Consider the following 15,544-nt stretch of genomic DNA (forward strand, 5'->3'; position numbering starts at 1 on the left):
GTAGCGCGTGCGGTGCGGGCATGGTGCTGCCTGTCGGTACAGAAATCCACCCCCATGCAGGCGCGGCGCACCCCCGGCCGGAGCAGCCCAACGGGCGGTTAGACCCAAATGTCCGAGATGATATGAAAAGTGCCGGCATTTCCGCCGGTCTTCTTGCGTCAGCGCTCTCGGGAGGATCTGCCGTGACCGTCAGTCTTGAGCAGTTGCGCCGCTGCCACGTCGCCGTCGACCTGGGGGCGGCAAGGACCCGCGTGTACGTCAAGGGCGCCGGCCTCGTGGTCGACGAACCCAGCGTCGCCGCGGTCAACACGCGCACCGGCGCACTCATCGCCGTCGGAACCTTCGCCGAACGGATGACCGGCCGCACCCCCGACTACATCCGGGTCGTGCGCCCCGTCTCCGGCGGCACCGTCGTCGACATCGAGATGGCCCAGCGGATGCTGCGTCACCTCCTCGGGGAGAAGCTGCGGCGCGCCCTGCGCCGCAAGCCCCGGCTGCGGGCCGCCGCCTGCACCCCGCACGACGCGGACCCGCTGGCCCAGCGGGCCACCGTGGAGACCCTCGTCGGGCTCGGCGCCCGCCGCGTCGAACTGGTCGACACCCTGATCGCCGCGGCCGTCGGCTGCGGACTGCCCGTGGAGCAGCCGACCGCCACGATGATCATGGTGTGCGGGGCCGCGGCCACCCAGGTCGCCGTCCTCTCCCTCGGCTCGATCGTGACCGCCGAACGGATCCCGGTCGGCGGCGAGGCCATCGACCACGCGGTCGTCCAGCACCTGCGGCACGCGCACGAGCTGATGCTGCCCAGCCAGGCCGTCCGGCCGCTCCAACTGGCCCTGCACGGGAACGGCATCACCGCCGAGGGGCCGGCCTCCACCCTCATCCACGGCCGCGACGTGGCCACCGGACTGGCCCGCTCCGTCCACGTGGACACCGCGGCCGTACGGGACGCCATCCACACGCCGCTGACCGCCGTCCTCGACGGCATCGGCAAGGTGCTGCGGGACTGCCCGCCGGACCTGGTCGCGGACCTGACGGACCGGGGGATCATGATGGTGGGCGGCAGCGCCCTGCTGCCGGGCCTGGACCAGATGCTGCGGGACGCCACCGGAATGCCCGTCGCCATCGCGGAACGGCCGGACGTGTGCGCCGTACTCGGTCTCGGCGCGATGCTCGAAGGGAAGATCGCCCCCATGGTCCTCAACCCGCTGGCCGAATGACGCGCTCCGGGCAGGAGCCCGAGGAGGAAGGGCCGAGCCTCCCGGTGCTGCTGGAGGCCGTCCTCAGCGTCGGCTCCGAACTGGAGCTGCACACCACCCTCCAGCACATCGTGGACTCGGCCGCCGAGCTGTGCTCGGCGCGGTACTGCGCGCTCGGGGTCGTCGACCCCGAGCGCGCCCGGCTGACCGGACTGTTCACGGCCGGGCTCACCGAGGCGGAGCGGGCCGCGATCCCCCGCCTCCCGGACGGGCGCGACGGACTGCTCGGCGCCCTCATCGGCGACCCGCGCCCGCTCCTGCCGGACGACCTCACCCAGGACCCGCGGGCCACCGGCTTCCCGCCGGGCCACCCTCCCCCGGACTTCGTCCGGGGGGACGACCCCCACATGCGCAGCTTCCTGGGCGTCCCGATCCGGGTCCACACGGAGGTCTTCGGCAACCTCTACCTCACCGAGAAGCGGGGCGGCGGCCCGTTCACCGACGAGGACCTCGCCCTGGTGCGCGTCCTGGCCTCGCAGGCGGGCATAGCGATCGGCAACGCCCGGCTGTACGAGACCGCGCGCCGCCGGGAGCGCTGGATCGACGGCGCCGCCGCCGTGACCACGACCCTGCTGGCCGGCCGCCCGGCGGCCGACGCCCTGATGTGCGTGGCCGAACGGGCCCGGCTGCTCGCGGACGCCGCGGCCGGCGTGGTGCTCCAGCCGACCCCCGAGGGCGGCATGGAGATCGTCGCCGCCTCCACCCCCGGGGACCCCGGCGACCTGGTCGGCACCGCCATCGCCCCCGGCAGCCCGGTCCTCACGCAACTGCTCGGCGGCGAGCCGGTCTTCATAGAGGACTCGGCGACGGACCCGCGGATGACCACGCACGTGCGGGAACGATTCGGCCCGAGCATGATGCTGCCCCTCCAGAGCGGCGGCCAGCTGATCGGCACCCTGGCCCTGCCGCGCGCCCGGGGCGGCCCCCCGTACGACGCGGTGGACCGGCTGCTCGCCTCGCAGTTCGCCTCCCAGGCCGCGCTGGCCCTCGTCCTCGCGGACGCCCAGCACGACCGGGAACAGCTCGCCGTGTACGAGGACCGCGACCGGATCGCGCGCGACCTGCACGACCTGGTGGTCCAGCGGCTCTTCGCCACCGAGATGATGCTGGAGAGCACCCGCCGGCGCGCCGCGAACGCCCCCTCCGCAGACACGGTCGGCGACGAACTCGGCCGCGCCGTCGACGAACTGGACTCCACCATCCAGGAGGTCCGCACGGCCATCTTCGCCCTCCAGCAGCCGCCGACCGACGCCCCGACGACCTTCCGCGGTCGGGTCCTGCGCGAGACGGGCGGCGCGGCCGTCCTGCTCGGCTTCCAGCCGTCGGTGCACTTCACGGGCGCGGTGGACGCCCTGCTGCCGGACCCGGTCGCGGGCGACCTGCTGGCCGCCCTGCGCACCGCCCTGGCCGCGGCGCACCGGCGCAGCGGGGTCACCTCCATCGAGGTGAAGGTGGACGCGACCCCGTCCTACGTCCGCCTGACGGTGGCGGACGACGGCCGCACGGAGTCGGGCAGGCGGGGCACGTCGGCGACGTGGGAGTCGGCGCTGTAGGAGGCCGGGGCCCGGCAGACCCCGGCCGCCGGAGAGCGGACCGCGCCGGCGGAGAGCGGCACCGCGTCGGGCACCAGGCGCAGGAGGAACCGCTCCCGCCCGCCTCAGACCGGGCGGTTGGCGGCGCGGAGGGCGAGCCGGGTGTTGGACTGGGCGACGCCCGCCTCCCGTTTCAGCCGGCGGAGCAGCCCGTCGAGGGCGGCGGGGTCGGCGGCGCGGGCGCGCAGGAGATAGTCGTGCTCGCCGGTCACGTGCACGGCCTCGGTGATCCCGGGGAGCTTGGCGACCTTCCGCTCGAACTCCTCGTTGGTGGTGTCCTGGCGCAGGGTGACGTCGATGAAGACGACGAGCCCGCCGGAGGTGTCGGCGGCCGGGTCCACCACGACGGTGAACCCGCGGATCACCCCCTCCCGGCGCATCCTCCGCACCCGGTCGGCGGTGGCGTTGGCGCTGAGGCCGACGCGGACCCCGAGGTCCCGGTACGAGATCCGCGCATCCTCCTGGAGGATGCCGAGGATTTCCCTGTCCAGTCGGTCCATACCGCGATTCTCGCAGTGGGGGCCGGTATTCGCGCGCATCCCCCGGGTGCCGGGGCCGACCCTCGCCCTATGAGCGAACTGATGACACCGGCCCTGGCGGGCGCGGTCGCGGGCCTGGGCGTGGCGATGCCGATGGGGGCGATGAGCGTACTGCTGCTCCAGGAGGCCATGCGGCACCGCCGGACGGCGATGGCCGCGGCCGCGGGCATCGCCGTGGTCGATCTGGGCTACGCGGCCCTGGCCGCGGCCGTCGGCCCCTGGGTGGCCTCCCACGTCTCCCCGATCGAAGCCTGGGTCCGCCTGGCCTCCGCCGCCGTCCTCCTGACCATCGCGGCCCACGGCCTCAGCCGCTCGCCCCGCCCGCTGCCGCCCGATCCGGCCCCGCCGGCGTTCGAGGCGCTGGGGGTACCCCCAGCGGTAGCTGGAGGAGGGTCCGGGGGCAGCACCCCCGGCAACGGCGCCGGACCCGGCACGGAAACCCGCACCGGTACGCGCCCCGCGGCAACGGCCTTCGCCCGCTACGTCGGCCTCACCGCCCTCAACCCCACCACCGCCCTCTACTTCGCCGCCCTCACCACCGCCCAGGGCGCCACCCTCGACACCGGCCCGGCCGGAGCCGCCTTCCTCCTCGGGGTCGGCGCCGCCTCGCTCCTCTGGCAGCAGACCCTCGTCGTGCTCGGCGCGCTCGCCGGCACCCGCATCTCCGCCACCGCCCGCGTCTGGACCTTCCGTCTCGGCTACGGCCTGGTCGCCGCCTACGCCCTGAAGATCGCCTTCCCCCTCCCGTCCCTCGGGTGAGGCGGTCAGGGACCACCGGGGGCCGCCTCGGGGTGCGCTGGCGTGATGCCGGATACGGCGATGGGGCCCGCCCCCCGGCCGCGCCCCCGTGCATGCCGGCCTACGGGCTTATCAGGCTCAGCGCCCCCGGCCCCGGTCCGCCCCCGCCTGGACGGCGGGCCACATCGCACTGCTCGCCTCGCCGGCGTGTCACTGTCCACCGTGGTCTTCCCGGCCCTGCGCCGGACGGCCGGGCCCCCCACCCGGGCGGGCCGGCTGAGCGCGTCCGCCGCCCCCCGCTCGGTCTCGCCGGCCCGCCGGGCGGGCCTGACCCTCGGCTCCGCCCTTCCGGTCTCCGCCGACCCGCGGGACGCGGAGAGCGCCGGGCGCGTCACCATGCCCGCGCAGCCGCTGCGCAGGCCGGCGGCCGGCAACCAGCGCTCGCGCACGGAGCGCCAGGAGCACCCGCCCGAGTCCGCGTACCGGCGGCGCCGGCTCGTCGAGGGGCAGCGGCCCGGTCCTCTTCCACGCCGGCCTCGTCCGGCGCCGCGTCAGCCCCGACGCCCCGTCACGGTGGTGCCGGGCACGGCCACCGCGGCCGTGAGCCTCGACCTGCTGCCGCCCGCCGCCCTCCTCTTCGCCGCGGCACTCGTCACCCCGCCCCGATCGGCAGGACACCCCCTAGGGTGACCCCGTGACGACGACCCGGCTCTCGGCCCGCGCGGCCATCGCCTCCGTGACCGACCCCGGCAGCTTCGCCGAACTCCCCGTCCCCCGACGGGAGTCCCCCGCCGACGGGCCGCTGGCCTGGACCGGCTACGACGACTCCCGCGCCCGCGCCGCCGACCGCACGGGCGAGCAGGAGTCCGTCGTCGTCGGCACCGCCCGCATCGGCGGCAGCGAAGCCACCGTCCTCTCCTTCGAGTTCGGCTTCCTCGGCGGGTCCCTCGGCGAACGCACCGGGGACCGGCTCGAAGCCGCGTACTCCCACGCCCGCGAGCACCGCCTCCCCCTCGTCTCGCTCATCGCCACCGGCGGCTCCCGCATGCAGGAGGGCATGCTCGCGCTGACCCAGCTCCAGCGCGTGGCCCGGCAGAGCGTCCTGACCCGGGCGGCGGGCCTCCCCCAGCTGGCCGTCCTGCGCGATCCGACCACCGGTGGCGGCTGGGCCACGCTCGGGGCCGGGGCCGACGTGATCCTCGCGCTGCCCGGCGCGCAGGTCGGCTTCGCCGGCTCCCGGGTGCGCCCGGCGGACGCGGATCCAGCGGCCTACTGCGCCGAGGGGCAGTACGCCGCCGGGCACGGGGACGCCGTGGTGCCCGCCGCCGCGCTGCCCGGCGCCCTCGCCGACTGGCTGCGCGTGCTGGCCGCGCCCCGCCCCGCCGGGCCCGTGGAGCCGCCGGCCGCGCTGGCCGACACGGCGCCGCCGGCCACCGGCTGGGACGCCGTCCGCCAGGCCCGTCACCCGGACCGCCCGCACGCGCCGGCGTACCTGGACGCGTACTTCGAACTCCGCCTGCCCCTCTCCGGGGACCGGGCCGGCGGCACCGACCCCGGCATGCTGTGCGGATTCGGGCTGCGGGAGGGCCGGGCCGTGGCCTACGCCGCCCAGTGCGGCACCGCCACCCGCCCGGCGGGCTACCGTACGGCGGCCCGTGTCATCCGCCTCGCGGACCGGCTCGGCATCCCCGTGCTCACCCTGGTGGACACCCCGGGCGCGGCCAACGACGCCGCCGCCGAACACGCCGGCGCGGGCGCGGCCATCGCCGACACCTTCGCCGCGGTGGCGGGCGCCTCGGTCCCGGTCACGACCCTGCTGATCGGCGAGGGCGGCTCGGGCGGCGCCCTCGCGCTGGCCGCGCCGGGCAACACCTGGGTCACCCCGGACAGCTACTTCTCGGTCATCGCCCCGGAACTGGCGGCGGCCATCCTCAAACGCCCCCCATCGGCCGCCCCGCCCACCGCGGACCAACTCCACATCCGCCCCCAGGACCTGGTCGCCCTGGGGGTGGCCCGCGGCATCGTCGCCAACGAGTCGAGCTAGCTCACCACCGCTCCCCTGCGCGGGCCGGTCGGCTGCGCCGCGGGTCGGCTGCGCCGCTCGGGCGGGTGTGGGGGCCTGCCGCGGCGCGGCCAAGTTGGCTACGGGGTCGGTTGGGGTGGGGGCGGGCGCGCGCCGGGGCGTCTCCTCGGGCGCCAAACGTGTCGGGGTGTCGGAGAGCTGGGCGGCAGTGCGTTTGGCACCCTGCGGGGATCACCCCGACACACACCCACCCCCACCCCAACCGACCCGGCCGCCAACCTTCCGGTGCTGGCCCACATTCGGCCTCCCCTCACAAATTCAGCCCCGCCGCACCAAATCCAGCCCCTCCGGCGTTTGAGGCGCGGGGCCCGGGGCGGAGCCCCGATCTTGGAGCCGCACCCGCCAGCGGTGCCGCACCACTCCAGCCGCCGCTGCACAAACCCAGCCCCTCCGGCGTTTGAGGAGCGGGGTGCGGGGCGGAGCCCCGGGCCTTGAGCCGCACCGGCCAGCTGCGCCCCACGACCCGGCCGCGTGGCGCGGGGCTAGGCGTCGACTGGGGGGCGGGTGCGGGGGCCGCCGGCGGTGCCGGTGTTGGTGGTGCCCGCCGGTTCGAACAGCAGGATCGCCGTCTCCTCGTCCGCCGCCGGACAGTGCTCCACCCCGCGCGGGACGACGTACATCTCGCCCGGCCCCAGCACCACGTCCCCGTCGCGCAGACGGATCGTCAGGGTGCCGCTGATCACGAGGAAGAGCTCGTCGGTGTCCTCGTGGCTGTGCCACACGAACTCGCCCTGGACCTTCGCGGTCTTGACCTCGTAGTCGTTGAAGCGGGCGATGCGGTGCGGGGCCCACTGCTCGGTGAAGCCGGCCAGCTTCTCGGCGATGTTGACCTTGTGTGTCGTCATGCGGACAGCCTCACGGAGCGGGCGCGGGCGGTCTTGTACGTTCCTGACATGGCCGCGATACGTCCGCGCAGCACGGTCTCCGCCTGGCAGCCGCCGGTCGCGGGGATCGCCGAGGTCTTCCACGCCCGGTTCACCGACCACGCCTACCCGGCGCACGTGCACGACACCTGGGCGCTGATGATCCTGGACGGCGGACGGGTCGACTTCGCGCTGGACCGCGAGCGGCACGGCGTCGGGCTCGGGGACTCCGTGATCCTGCTGCCGCCCGGGGTGGTCCACGACGGGCGGACCGTCACCGAGGCCGGTTTCCGCAAGCGGGTCCTCTACCTCGATGCCTCCGTCCTGCCCGAAAGCCTCACCGGGGCCGCCGTCGACGCCCCGTTGCTGCTCGACCCGGCCCTGCGGGAGCACGTCCACGGGCTGCACCGGGCGCTCGGTACGCGGGAGCTGCCGGCCGGGGCCGTCGAGCGGCTGGAGGCGGAGTCGCGGCTGGTCTTCGTACGGGAGCGGCTGCACCGGTGGCTCGCGGGGCGCGCGCCGGCGGCGTACGGGGCGCCGGGCGCGGGGCTCGCCGTACGGCTGCGCGAGCTGATCGACGCGCGGGTGACCGAGGGGATCAGCCTGGAGGAGGCCTCGGCGGAGCTGGGCCACGTCCACCCCACCCACCTGATCCGGGGCTTCCGGACGGCGTACGGGCTGCCGCCGCACGCGTACCTGACGGGGCGGCGGGTGGCGCTGGCACGGCGGCTGCTGCTGGCGGGCATGCGGCCGGCCGAGGCGGCGACGGCCGCGGGGTTCTACGACCAGGCGCACCTGACCCGGCACTTCGTGCGGCACGTGGGGATCAGCCCGGCGCGGTTCGCCCGATCCGGCCCTATGTGAAGGCCGGCGAGGCTGAATCGGTGCGGCAAGACCGGACGGTGCGGCGGAGCTGACCGGTGCGGCTCAAGGCCCGGGGCTCCGCCCCGCACCCCGCTCCTCAAACGCCGGAGGGGCTGGATTTGCGCGGCAAGGCCCAGCTGAGGGTGCGGCTCCAAGATCGGGGCTCCGCCCCGGGCCCCGCGCCTCAAACGCCGGCGAGGCTGAATTTGTGCGGCGTAGCCGAGGGGTGCAGGGGTTGGGGGTAGCAGCCGGGTCGGTTGGGGCGGGGGTGGGTGTGTGTCGGGGCGATCCCCGCAGGGTGCCAAACGCACTTCCGCCCAGCTTTCCGACGCCCCGACACGTTTGGCGCCCGAGGAGACGCCCCGGCGCGCGCCCGCCCCCACCCCAACCGACCCCCACACCCGACCAGGCCCCGGTGCAACCGGCCCCCGTAGCCCGCCCGAGCGGCGCAGCCAACCCGCGGCGCAGTCCACCGGCTCCCGCTCCCCGCCGGGCTCCGGTGCGCCAAGCCCCGTACCCGCACGAGCGGCGCAGCCGACCGGCAGCCGACCCGCCCCCCGTACCGCCCAGCGGTCCCAGCGGCTACGCCTCGGGGGACCTCGCGTCGTACCGGGCGAAGTTGCGCCACCGCAGCGCGAGCAGTCCCAGTACGAGCACGCACGCCAGCCCCCCGCCCGTCACGGCGAGGGCCGGGGAGGTCAGGTCGGCGGTGCTGCCGGCGATGAAGTCACCGAGCCTGGGCCCGCCCGCGACGACCACGATGAAGACGCCCTGGAGGCGGCCCCGCATCTCGTCGGGCGTGGCGGCCTGGAGCATCGTGCTGCGGAACACCATCGAGACGGTGTCGGCGGCTCCGGCGAGGGCCAGGAAGAACAGCCCGAGCCACAGGTTCCGGGTGAGTCCGAACGCGGCGATGGCCAGTCCCCAGCCGGCGACGGAGAGCAGGATCGCCAGCCCGTGCCGCCGGATGCGGCCCTGCCAGCCGGAGAACAGCCCGCCCAGCAGCGCCCCGGCCGCGATCGCGGCCACCATCAGGCCGACCGTCTTCGCGTCGCCCCCGTACCAGAGCACGGCGGCGGCCGGGAACAGCGCCTTCGGCTGCGCCAGCACCATGGCGGACATGTCGGTGAAGAAGGTCATCCGGATGTTGGGCCGGGTCCCGAGGAAGCGCAGTCCGTCGACCACCGAGGCCCGGCCCCGGGCCTCCTCGGCGCGGTCGGGCTTCATCGACGGCAGCCGCCACATCGCGTAGAGCGCGGCGGTGAAGGTCACGGCGTCGATCAGGTACGCCGTCTCGTAGCCGCCGGCGGCGACGATCAGGCCGCCGAGCGCGGGCCCGACCATCGTGCCGAAGGTCATGGTCACGGAGTTCAGGGCATTGGCGGCGGGCAGCTGCTCGTCCGGCAGCAGCCTCGGGATCATCGCGGACCGTGCCGGTCCGGTGAGCGCCCCGCACACCGCCTGGAGGGCGACGACCCCGTACAGGAACCAGACCCGGTGGTAGTCGAGCAGCGCGGCCCCGGCGAGGGCGACCGACAGGGCGGCGGCGCCGAGGGAGCTGTAGAGGCCGAGCTTGCGCCGGTCCACGGTGTCGGCGATGGCGCCGCCGTAGAGCCCGAAGACGACGAGCGGGACGAGCGAGAAGAGACCGACGAGCCCGACGGAGAAGCTGGACCGGGTGATGTCGTAGACCTGGAGCGAGATCGCGAGGGCCGTCATGGCCTGGCCGACCCAGGAGATCGTGCCGCCGACCCACAGCCGTCGGTAGTCCGCGGACGTGCGCAGCGGGGTGAGGTCGGCGAATATTCGCCGCCTGGGGCGGGTGGGAGCGGTCGTCGGGGGCACAGGGGATCCTAACCGGCGGCGGTTCGGCGCCCCGAGGGGTTATTGCGTGGCTTCACACACCGGCAACAGTCGTCCCATCCGGCCCCGCGGTCCCGCCTCGGATGGCCTCTTGCCGGTAACTCGCCACTATCACCGGACATTTGACTGAATCGACGTGCGCTCCTCCCCTCGTGTTCAGCTCATGATGAAAAGACTCGTATGTCCAGGGAGGCGTAGTGATCGAACCTGGCAACAGCACCACGAGCACCGGCACGACGCAGAAGGCGGTGCGCCCCACCGTTCCCCTCACCGTCGGCGTCGAGGAGGAGTTCCTGCTCGTCGACGCCCGCACCTTCCGGGTGGTTCCCGCCGCCCCGCTGGTCCTCGCGACGGCCGGCGGGCTGCCGGGCGAGCTGCACCCCGAGGGCACCCGCTACCAGGTGGAGATCTCCACCCCGATAGCCCATTCCGCGGCCGCGCTGCGCACCGAACTGGCCGCCCTGCGGCGCACCCTCGGCCGGGCGGCCCGCGCCCACGGCTGCCGGCTGCTGGCCGCGCCCTCGCCGGTGGTCGCCGTGGAGGGGCCGCTGCACCTGACCGACGACGAGCCGCGCCAGCGCGAGCAGCACCGCCGCTTCGGCGCGCTCACCGACACCCTGGTCAGCTGCGGCCGGCACATCCACATCGGCACGCTCGACGTGGACACCGCCGTGGCGGTGTCCAACCGGATCAGACCGTGGCTGCCCACGCTGATCGCCCTGGCGGCCAACTCGCCGTTCTGGGGCGGCCGGGACACGGGGCATGCCAGCTGGCGGGCGATGGCCTGGTCCGGCTGGCCTTCGGCGGGGCTGCCGCCGCACTTCACGTCGACCGCCCACTTCCGGCGTTCGGTGCAGACGCTGCTCGGCTCCGGGGCGGCCCTGGACATCAAGATGGTCTACTGGGACCTCCGTCCGTCCGGGCACTGGCCGACGCTGGAGATCCGGGCGCCCGACATGTCCCCGAACATCGATTCGGCGATCCTCCAGGCGGAACTGGCCCGTGCGCTGGTCTCCACGGCCCTGCGCGAGATCGAGGAGCGGCGCCCCGAGCCGGCCGTACGGGACGACGTACTGCGCCTCGCCCGCTGGCGGGCGGCGCACGACGGGCTGGAGGGCTTCGGGCTCGACCCGTACACGGGGACGGAACTGCCCGCGGCCGACCTGGCGGAGGCCCTGCTGGACCTGGTGGCGCCGGACCTGGCCGCCGCCGGCGACCTCGACCACGCGGCGAAGGCCCTGGCGGGCCTCCTGCGCGACGGCTCGGGCGCCCACCGCCAACGCGTGGCCTTCGCCCGCCGCCAGGACCTGACGGACGTACTGCGCCACCTCGCGGACGAAACGGAGGACTTCTAGCCGGCGCCGGAAGCCCCCGGAGACGCCCGGGCCGCAGGTGCGATCGGTTTCCGCACCTGCGGCCCGCAGGAGGACGGGCGGGCCCGGGTCCGGGCGCGCCGCCCGGCACGGCGCAGCCGCTGTCCGGTCGACAGCGCGGCGGGTCGGCCCTGCGGGCCCTCGGGCCGCTGGGAGCATGCGTCCATGTCATCCCGGGCAGGCACGACCGAGAGTTCGGCGAAAGCGCGCGTCGTCCTGTTGACGCTCGCGTCCGGTCAGTTCCTGATGGCGCTCGACAGCTCCGTCATGAACGTCTCCATCGTCACGGTGGCCGAGGACGTGGGCACGACGGTGACGGGCATCCAAGGCGCGATCACGGCCTACACCCTCGTGATGGCGATGTTCATGATCCCGGGTGGCAAGGTCGGTGCGCTGATCGGCCGCAGACGCGCGTTCGTGATCGGCTGCTGCGTCTACGGGGCCGGCTCCCTCACCACGGCACTCGCACCGAACCTCACCGTGCTGCTCCTGGGCTGGGCGTTCCTGGAGGGAGTCGGAGCCTCGCTCATCCTGCCCGCGATCGTCGCGCTCGTCGCCGGCAACTTCGCCGTCGAACGCCGCCCCGCCGCCTACGGACTCGTCGTGGCGGCCGGGGCCATCGCGATCGCGCTCGGGCCTCTCATCGGCGGCATCGCGACGACGTACTTCTCCTGGCGGTGGGTCTTCGCCGGAGAGGTCCTGGTAGTGCTCGCCATTCTCGTGCTCGCGCGCCGCATCGCGGACGCCCCGCCCGGTGAACGCCGGGGCATCGACTTCGTCGGCGCCGTCCTCTCCGCGCTCGGGCTCGGCACCTTCGTCTACGGCGTGCTCCGATCGGACGAATGGGGCTGGTTCCAGCCGAAGTCCGACGCCCCCGCGTGGATCGGCGTGTCCCTGACGACGTGGCTGGTGCTGGCGGGTCTGGCGCTGCTCTGGCTCTTCCTCCGTTGGGAGGCCCGGGTCGTCGAGCGGGGCGGGGATCCCCTCGTCGATCCCGGGATGTTGCGGAACAGGCAGCTCACCGGCGGCCTGACGATGTTCTTCTTCCAGTACCTCGTGCAGATGGGCGTGTTCTTCCTCGTCCCGCTCTACCTGTCAGTCGTCCTGGGCCTGTCGGCACTGGACACCGGGGTCCGCCTGCTGCCGCTGTCGGTGAGCCTGCTGGCGGCCGCGGTCCTGATCCCGCGCTTCCTCCCGGACGTCTCGCCGCGGCGCGTGGTGCGGCTCGGGATCCTCGCGCTGCTCGCGGGAGCGGTGGTCCTGATGGCCGCGCTCGACCTGGACGCGGGCGCGGAAGTCGTCACCGTTCCCCTGCTGCTGATCGGGCTCGGCATGGGGGCGCTGGCGTCCCAGCTGGGGTCGGTCACCGTGTCCGCGGTGCCGCAGGCGCAGAGTGCGGAAGTCGGCGGCGTGCAGAACGCCGTCACCAACCTCGGCGCCTCGATCGGTACGGCTCTCGCCGGATCGATCATGATCGCCGCGCTCACCACCTCGTTCCTGACCAACGTCGCGGCGAATCCGGCGATCCCGGACAGCGTCACGAGCCAGGCGACCGTCCAGCTCCAGAGCGGCGCACCGTTCCTGTCCGACGCCCAGCTGGAGACCGCCCTCGACGAAGCGGGCACGAGCCCGGAGGTGTCGCGGGCGGCCCTGGACGCGAACGCCGACGCCAGGCTCGACGCCCTGCGCGCGGCGCTCGCCATCCTGGCGTTCGCCGCGCTCGTCTCCCTGTTCTTCGTCCACCGGATCCCGTCGGCGCAGCCGCGCTCGTCGGAGCCGTAGCCGCCGCCCGCGTGCGCCGGGTCCGGCACCGCCCGTTCCTGAAAACGCCGAAGCCGCAGGTGCGATCGTTTCTGCACCTGCGGCTCGCAGTGGGGCGGGTGGGACTCGAACCCACGGCCGACGGATTATGAGTCCGCTGCTCTAACCGGCTGAGCTACCGCCCCTTCACGGCGTGGCGCGTACACGTGTGCGCGCCGTCTGCCGCAGCATAGCCGCTCATACGATCTCCTGCCTCGGATGCCTCGCATGATCGGCTTCGCCTGTTCAGAGAGACCGCGCTGAGGGCTGCCCGGTTCCCGGAACGGGGTGACAAAGAAAAGAAGAGGACCCCGTGGGGCCCTCTTCTTCTTCCTTGCTCCCCCGGCTGGACTCGAACCAGCAACCCTCCGGTTAACAGCCGAATGCTCTGCCAATTGAGCTACAGGGGACCGCGCTCCCCCGACTGGACTCGAACCAGTAACCTGCCGGTTAACAGCCGGCTGCTCTGCCAATTGAGCTACAGGGGATTGCTGCGGTACATCGAACAGCCCACCTCCGGCCTTGCCGGGGGGCGAGTGCCCGTTGCGAGTCATAGATTAGCGCAAGCAGGGGGGTGCTCCGCCAATCGGTATCGACAGCAGGCCGGGCACCACACGACGAAGGGTGGCAGGCATGCGGTACAAGGTCACGTTCGTGGTCGGACTGGCCCTCGGGTACGTGCTCGGAACCCGGGCCGGACGCGAGCGCTACGAGCAGCTGAAGAAGTCCGCACGCGAGATCGCGCAGAACCCGGCGGTGCGCAACGCCGCCGAGACCGCGGGCCACACCGGGCGCCAGTACGCCGGCAAGGCCTTCACCGCGGTGAGCGAGAAGGTCGGCGACGCCGTGCCCGCCTCGCTGGCCGGGCGGGTACGGGGACTGCGCGACCGGTCCGGCGGCGGCGAGGACGACTGGGGCACGAGCAACACCTGAGGCGTCCGGCGTCCGCCGCGCGGGGTTCCCGGGACCGGTGAGGTTCCGGGGGCTCCGCAGCGGTCGAGACCGGCCCCGCGTGCGGCAGAATCCTCCACATGGGGATAGTCGCCGGGCTGGACAGCTCTTCCGCCTTCACACGCATCGTCGTCTGTGACACCGAGACCGGCGCCGTGCTGCGCCAGGGGTACGCGCCCCATCCGCAGCCCACGGGCGAACCCGACGGCGCCAGCCCCCACGAGACCGATCCGCAGGCCTGGCTGCTGTCCCTCGGCGAGGCCGCCGGCGGCGGGCTCCTCGAAGGGGTCCAGGCCATAGGGGTCTCCGCGCAGCAGCACGGTCTGCTGCCGCTGGACCCGCAGGGCGGCCTGGTCCGCCCCGCCCTCGTCGGCAACGACAAGCGCCCCCAGGTCGCCGCCGTCGACCTCACCGAGGCCCTCGGCGGCCGGCAGGCCTGGACCGAGGCCGTGGGCTCGGTCCCGCACGCCGCGCAGCCCGTCGCGAAGCTCGCCTGGCTGGCGCGCAACGAACCCGAGGCGGCCCGCCGGGTGGCCGTGCTGATGTCCCCGCACGACTGGCTGGTCTGGCAGCTGCTGGGCCGGCCGGCCCGGCGGACCACGGACCGGGGCGGCGCCTCGGGCACCGGGTACTGGTCGGCGGCCTCCGGAGCCTGGCGGCCCGACCTGGTGGAGCTGGCGCTGGGGCACCGGGCGCTGCTGCCCGAGGTGCTCGGCCCGGCCGACACCGCCGGGACCACGCCCGAGGGGCTCCTCATTTCCGCCGGCACCGGCGAGACGATGGCCGCCGCGCTCGGGCTGGGGCTGGGTCCCGGCGACGCGGTGGTCTCGCTCGGCGCTTCCGGTTCGGTGATGGCGGTGCACCACGAGGCGCTGTCGGAGCCGGGCGGACTGATCACCTCCCTGGCCGACGCCACCGGCATGCACCTGCCCGTGGTGAACACCTCCAATGCCGTACGGGCCCTGCGCGGCACCGCCGAGCTGCTCGGCACCGACCTGGAGGGGCTGTCCGAGCTCGCGCTGAAGTCGACGCCGGGCGCGCACGGCCTCGTACTCCTGCCGTACCTGGAGGGTGAGCGGACGCCGAGCCTGCCGCACGCCGCCGGGACCCTGGCCGGGCTGCGCCGGGACTCGATGAAGCCGGAGCACCTGGCCCGGGCCGCGTTCGAGGGCATGCTCTGCGGGCTGGTGGACGCGCTCGACGTGCTGCGCTCGCGCGGGGTCGAGATCCGCCGGGTGTTCCTGCTGGGCGCGGCGGCCGAGCTGCCCGCCGTACAGACCGCGGCTCCCGGGCTGTTCGGGACGCAGGTCGTGGTCCCGGCGCCGGCGGACTACGCGGCGCTGGGCGCGGCGCGGCAGGCGGCCTGGGCGCTGGGTGTGGCGCGGGGCACGCTGTCCCCGCACACCCCGCCGGTCTGGCCGGCCCCGGCGGCGCAGGTCTTCGAGCCGGGTGAGGAGTTCCCGGCGTGGCAGGGGGTGCGCCAGCAGTACATCGCGACGCGGGAGCAGATCCATCCCGGGGCGTTCCAGGGGGCGTGAGGGGGCTCGGCCGGGTCCGGCTCCTTGAAGGCCTAGGGCCGCCGTGCCCGGTGGCCTACTCCTTTTGACCGGCCTTTGCGA

13 protein-coding genes and 3 tRNA genes are annotated in these 15,544 nt (G+C 74.4%); 10 read left to right on the forward strand and 6 right to left on the reverse strand.

Going from position 1 to position 15,544, the window contains the following annotated elements; all coding sequences use genetic code 11:
• Nucleotides 1-182 precede the first annotated feature (182 nt).
• Nucleotides 183-1,220: a rod shape-determining protein gene (locus ACZ6JT_RS09605; RefSeq protein ID WP_030711274.1), complete on the forward strand. Its 1,038-nt coding sequence runs from the start codon at nucleotides 183-185 to the stop codon at nucleotides 1,218-1,220.
• Complete coding sequence (locus tag ACZ6JT_RS09610) at nucleotides 1,217-2,812, forward strand: sensor histidine kinase (RefSeq protein WP_469208920.1); 1,596 nt, start codon at nucleotides 1,217-1,219, stop codon at nucleotides 2,810-2,812. Before ACZ6JT_RS09605 ends, ACZ6JT_RS09610 begins: the two co-directional genes overlap by 4 nt.
• A 104-nt stretch (nucleotides 2,813-2,916) precedes the next feature.
• On the opposite strand, the gene ACZ6JT_RS09615 is transcribed toward ACZ6JT_RS09610, so the two are convergent.
• Complete coding sequence (locus ACZ6JT_RS09615; RefSeq protein ID WP_469208921.1) at nucleotides 2,917-3,351, reverse strand: Lrp/AsnC family transcriptional regulator; 435 nt, start codon at nucleotides 3,349-3,351, stop codon at nucleotides 2,917-2,919.
• A gap of 69 nt (nucleotides 3,352-3,420) precedes the next feature.
• On the opposite strand from ACZ6JT_RS09615, the gene ACZ6JT_RS09620 reads away from it, so the two are divergent.
• The 3 genes from ACZ6JT_RS09620 (at nucleotide 3,421) to ACZ6JT_RS09630 (ending at nucleotide 6,172) form a co-directional block, all read left to right on the forward strand.
• Nucleotides 3,421-4,149, forward strand: coding sequence for a LysE family transporter (locus ACZ6JT_RS09620; protein WP_469208922.1), 729 nt, complete (start codon nucleotides 3,421-3,423; stop codon nucleotides 4,147-4,149).
• A 186-nt stretch (nucleotides 4,150-4,335) separates the two neighbouring features.
• Nucleotides 4,336-4,818: a hypothetical protein gene (locus tag ACZ6JT_RS09625; protein WP_469208923.1), complete on the forward strand. Its 483-nt coding sequence runs from the start codon at nucleotides 4,336-4,338 to the stop codon at nucleotides 4,816-4,818.
• 4 nt (nucleotides 4,819-4,822) lie between these two features.
• Nucleotides 4,823-6,172 (forward strand): carboxyl transferase domain-containing protein, encoded by a 1,350-nt coding sequence (locus ACZ6JT_RS09630; protein WP_469208924.1) that lies wholly within the window; start codon nucleotides 4,823-4,825, stop codon nucleotides 6,170-6,172.
• Between the two features lie 521 nt (nucleotides 6,173-6,693).
• On the opposite strand, the gene ACZ6JT_RS09635 is transcribed toward ACZ6JT_RS09630, so the two are convergent.
• Nucleotides 6,694-7,056 (reverse strand): cupin domain-containing protein, encoded by a 363-nt coding sequence (locus tag ACZ6JT_RS09635; protein WP_469208925.1) that lies wholly within the window; start codon nucleotides 7,054-7,056, stop codon nucleotides 6,694-6,696.
• Between the two features lie 48 nt (nucleotides 7,057-7,104).
• Here ACZ6JT_RS09635 and ACZ6JT_RS09640 point away from each other — a divergent pair, with 48 nt between their 5' ends.
• Entirely contained in the window at nucleotides 7,105-7,938 is an 834-nt protein-coding gene (locus tag ACZ6JT_RS09640; protein ID WP_469208926.1) for an AraC family transcriptional regulator, read from the forward strand.
• Between the two features lie 582 nt (nucleotides 7,939-8,520).
• Here the strand turns inward: ACZ6JT_RS09640 and ACZ6JT_RS09645 are convergent.
• Nucleotides 8,521-9,783 (reverse strand): MFS transporter, encoded by a 1,263-nt coding sequence (locus tag ACZ6JT_RS09645; RefSeq protein ID WP_469208927.1) that lies wholly within the window; start codon nucleotides 9,781-9,783, stop codon nucleotides 8,521-8,523.
• A gap of 215 nt (nucleotides 9,784-9,998) precedes the next feature.
• Here ACZ6JT_RS09645 and ACZ6JT_RS09650 point away from each other — a divergent pair, with 215 nt between their 5' ends.
• Entirely contained in the window at nucleotides 9,999-11,156 is a 1,158-nt protein-coding gene (locus tag ACZ6JT_RS09650) for a carboxylate-amine ligase (RefSeq protein ID WP_469208928.1), read from the forward strand.
• 183 nt (nucleotides 11,157-11,339) lie between these two features.
• On the forward strand, nucleotides 11,340-12,956 hold the full coding sequence (locus ACZ6JT_RS09655; RefSeq protein WP_469208929.1) for an MFS transporter: 1,617 nt from the start codon (nucleotides 11,340-11,342) through the stop codon (nucleotides 12,954-12,956).
• Between the two features lie 90 nt (nucleotides 12,957-13,046).
• On the opposite strand, the gene ACZ6JT_RS09660 is transcribed toward ACZ6JT_RS09655, so the two are convergent.
• The 3 genes from ACZ6JT_RS09660 to ACZ6JT_RS09670 form a co-directional block, all read right to left on the reverse strand.
• A tRNA-Ile gene (locus tag ACZ6JT_RS09660) sits at nucleotides 13,047-13,120 on the reverse strand.
• Nucleotides 13,121-13,311: 191 nt separating this feature from the next.
• Nucleotides 13,312-13,384 (reverse strand) — tRNA-Asn (locus ACZ6JT_RS09665).
• Nucleotides 13,385-13,389: 5 nt separating this feature from the next.
• Nucleotides 13,390-13,462: transfer RNA gene (locus tag ACZ6JT_RS09670), tRNA-Asn, on the reverse strand.
• A gap of 145 nt (nucleotides 13,463-13,607) precedes the next feature.
• Between ACZ6JT_RS09670 and ACZ6JT_RS09675 the strand changes: the two genes are divergently transcribed.
• Together ACZ6JT_RS09675 and ACZ6JT_RS09680 are read left to right on the forward strand one after the other, a co-directional pair.
• Nucleotides 13,608-13,907, forward strand: coding sequence for a YtxH domain-containing protein (locus ACZ6JT_RS09675; protein WP_385814058.1), 300 nt, complete (start codon nucleotides 13,608-13,610; stop codon nucleotides 13,905-13,907).
• Nucleotides 13,908-14,005: 98 nt separating this feature from the next.
• Nucleotides 14,006-15,463: an FGGY family carbohydrate kinase gene (locus ACZ6JT_RS09680; RefSeq protein ID WP_469208930.1), complete on the forward strand. Its 1,458-nt coding sequence runs from the start codon at nucleotides 14,006-14,008 to the stop codon at nucleotides 15,461-15,463.
• Nucleotides 15,464-15,544: the final 81 nt, after the last annotated feature.

It is taken from the genome of Streptomyces sp. NPDC046308, from assembly GCF_055588065.1.

What these genes read in the sequence shown, in the direction of transcription:
- ACZ6JT_RS09655 (WP_469208929.1), top strand. Translation starts at nt 11,340, where the DNA reads ATGTCATCCCGGGCAGGCACGACCGAGAGTTCGGCGAAAGCGCGCGTC.
- ACZ6JT_RS09635 (WP_469208925.1), bottom strand. Translation starts at nt 7,056, where the DNA reads ATGACGACACACAAGGTCAACATCGCCGAGAAGCTGGCCGGCTTCACC.
- ACZ6JT_RS09640 (WP_469208926.1), top strand. Translation starts at nt 7,105, where the DNA reads ATGGCCGCGATACGTCCGCGCAGCACGGTCTCCGCCTGGCAGCCGCCG.
- ACZ6JT_RS09610 (WP_469208920.1), top strand. Translation starts at nt 1,217, where the DNA reads ATGACGCGCTCCGGGCAGGAGCCCGAGGAGGAAGGGCCGAGCCTCCCG.
- ACZ6JT_RS09615 (WP_469208921.1), bottom strand. Translation starts at nt 3,351, where the DNA reads ATGGACCGACTGGACAGGGAAATCCTCGGCATCCTCCAGGAGGATGCG.
- ACZ6JT_RS09680 (WP_469208930.1), top strand. Translation starts at nt 14,006, where the DNA reads ATGGGGATAGTCGCCGGGCTGGACAGCTCTTCCGCCTTCACACGCATC.
- ACZ6JT_RS09620 (WP_469208922.1), top strand. Translation starts at nt 3,421, where the DNA reads ATGAGCGAACTGATGACACCGGCCCTGGCGGGCGCGGTCGCGGGCCTG.
- ACZ6JT_RS09675 (WP_385814058.1), top strand. Translation starts at nt 13,608, where the DNA reads ATGCGGTACAAGGTCACGTTCGTGGTCGGACTGGCCCTCGGGTACGTG.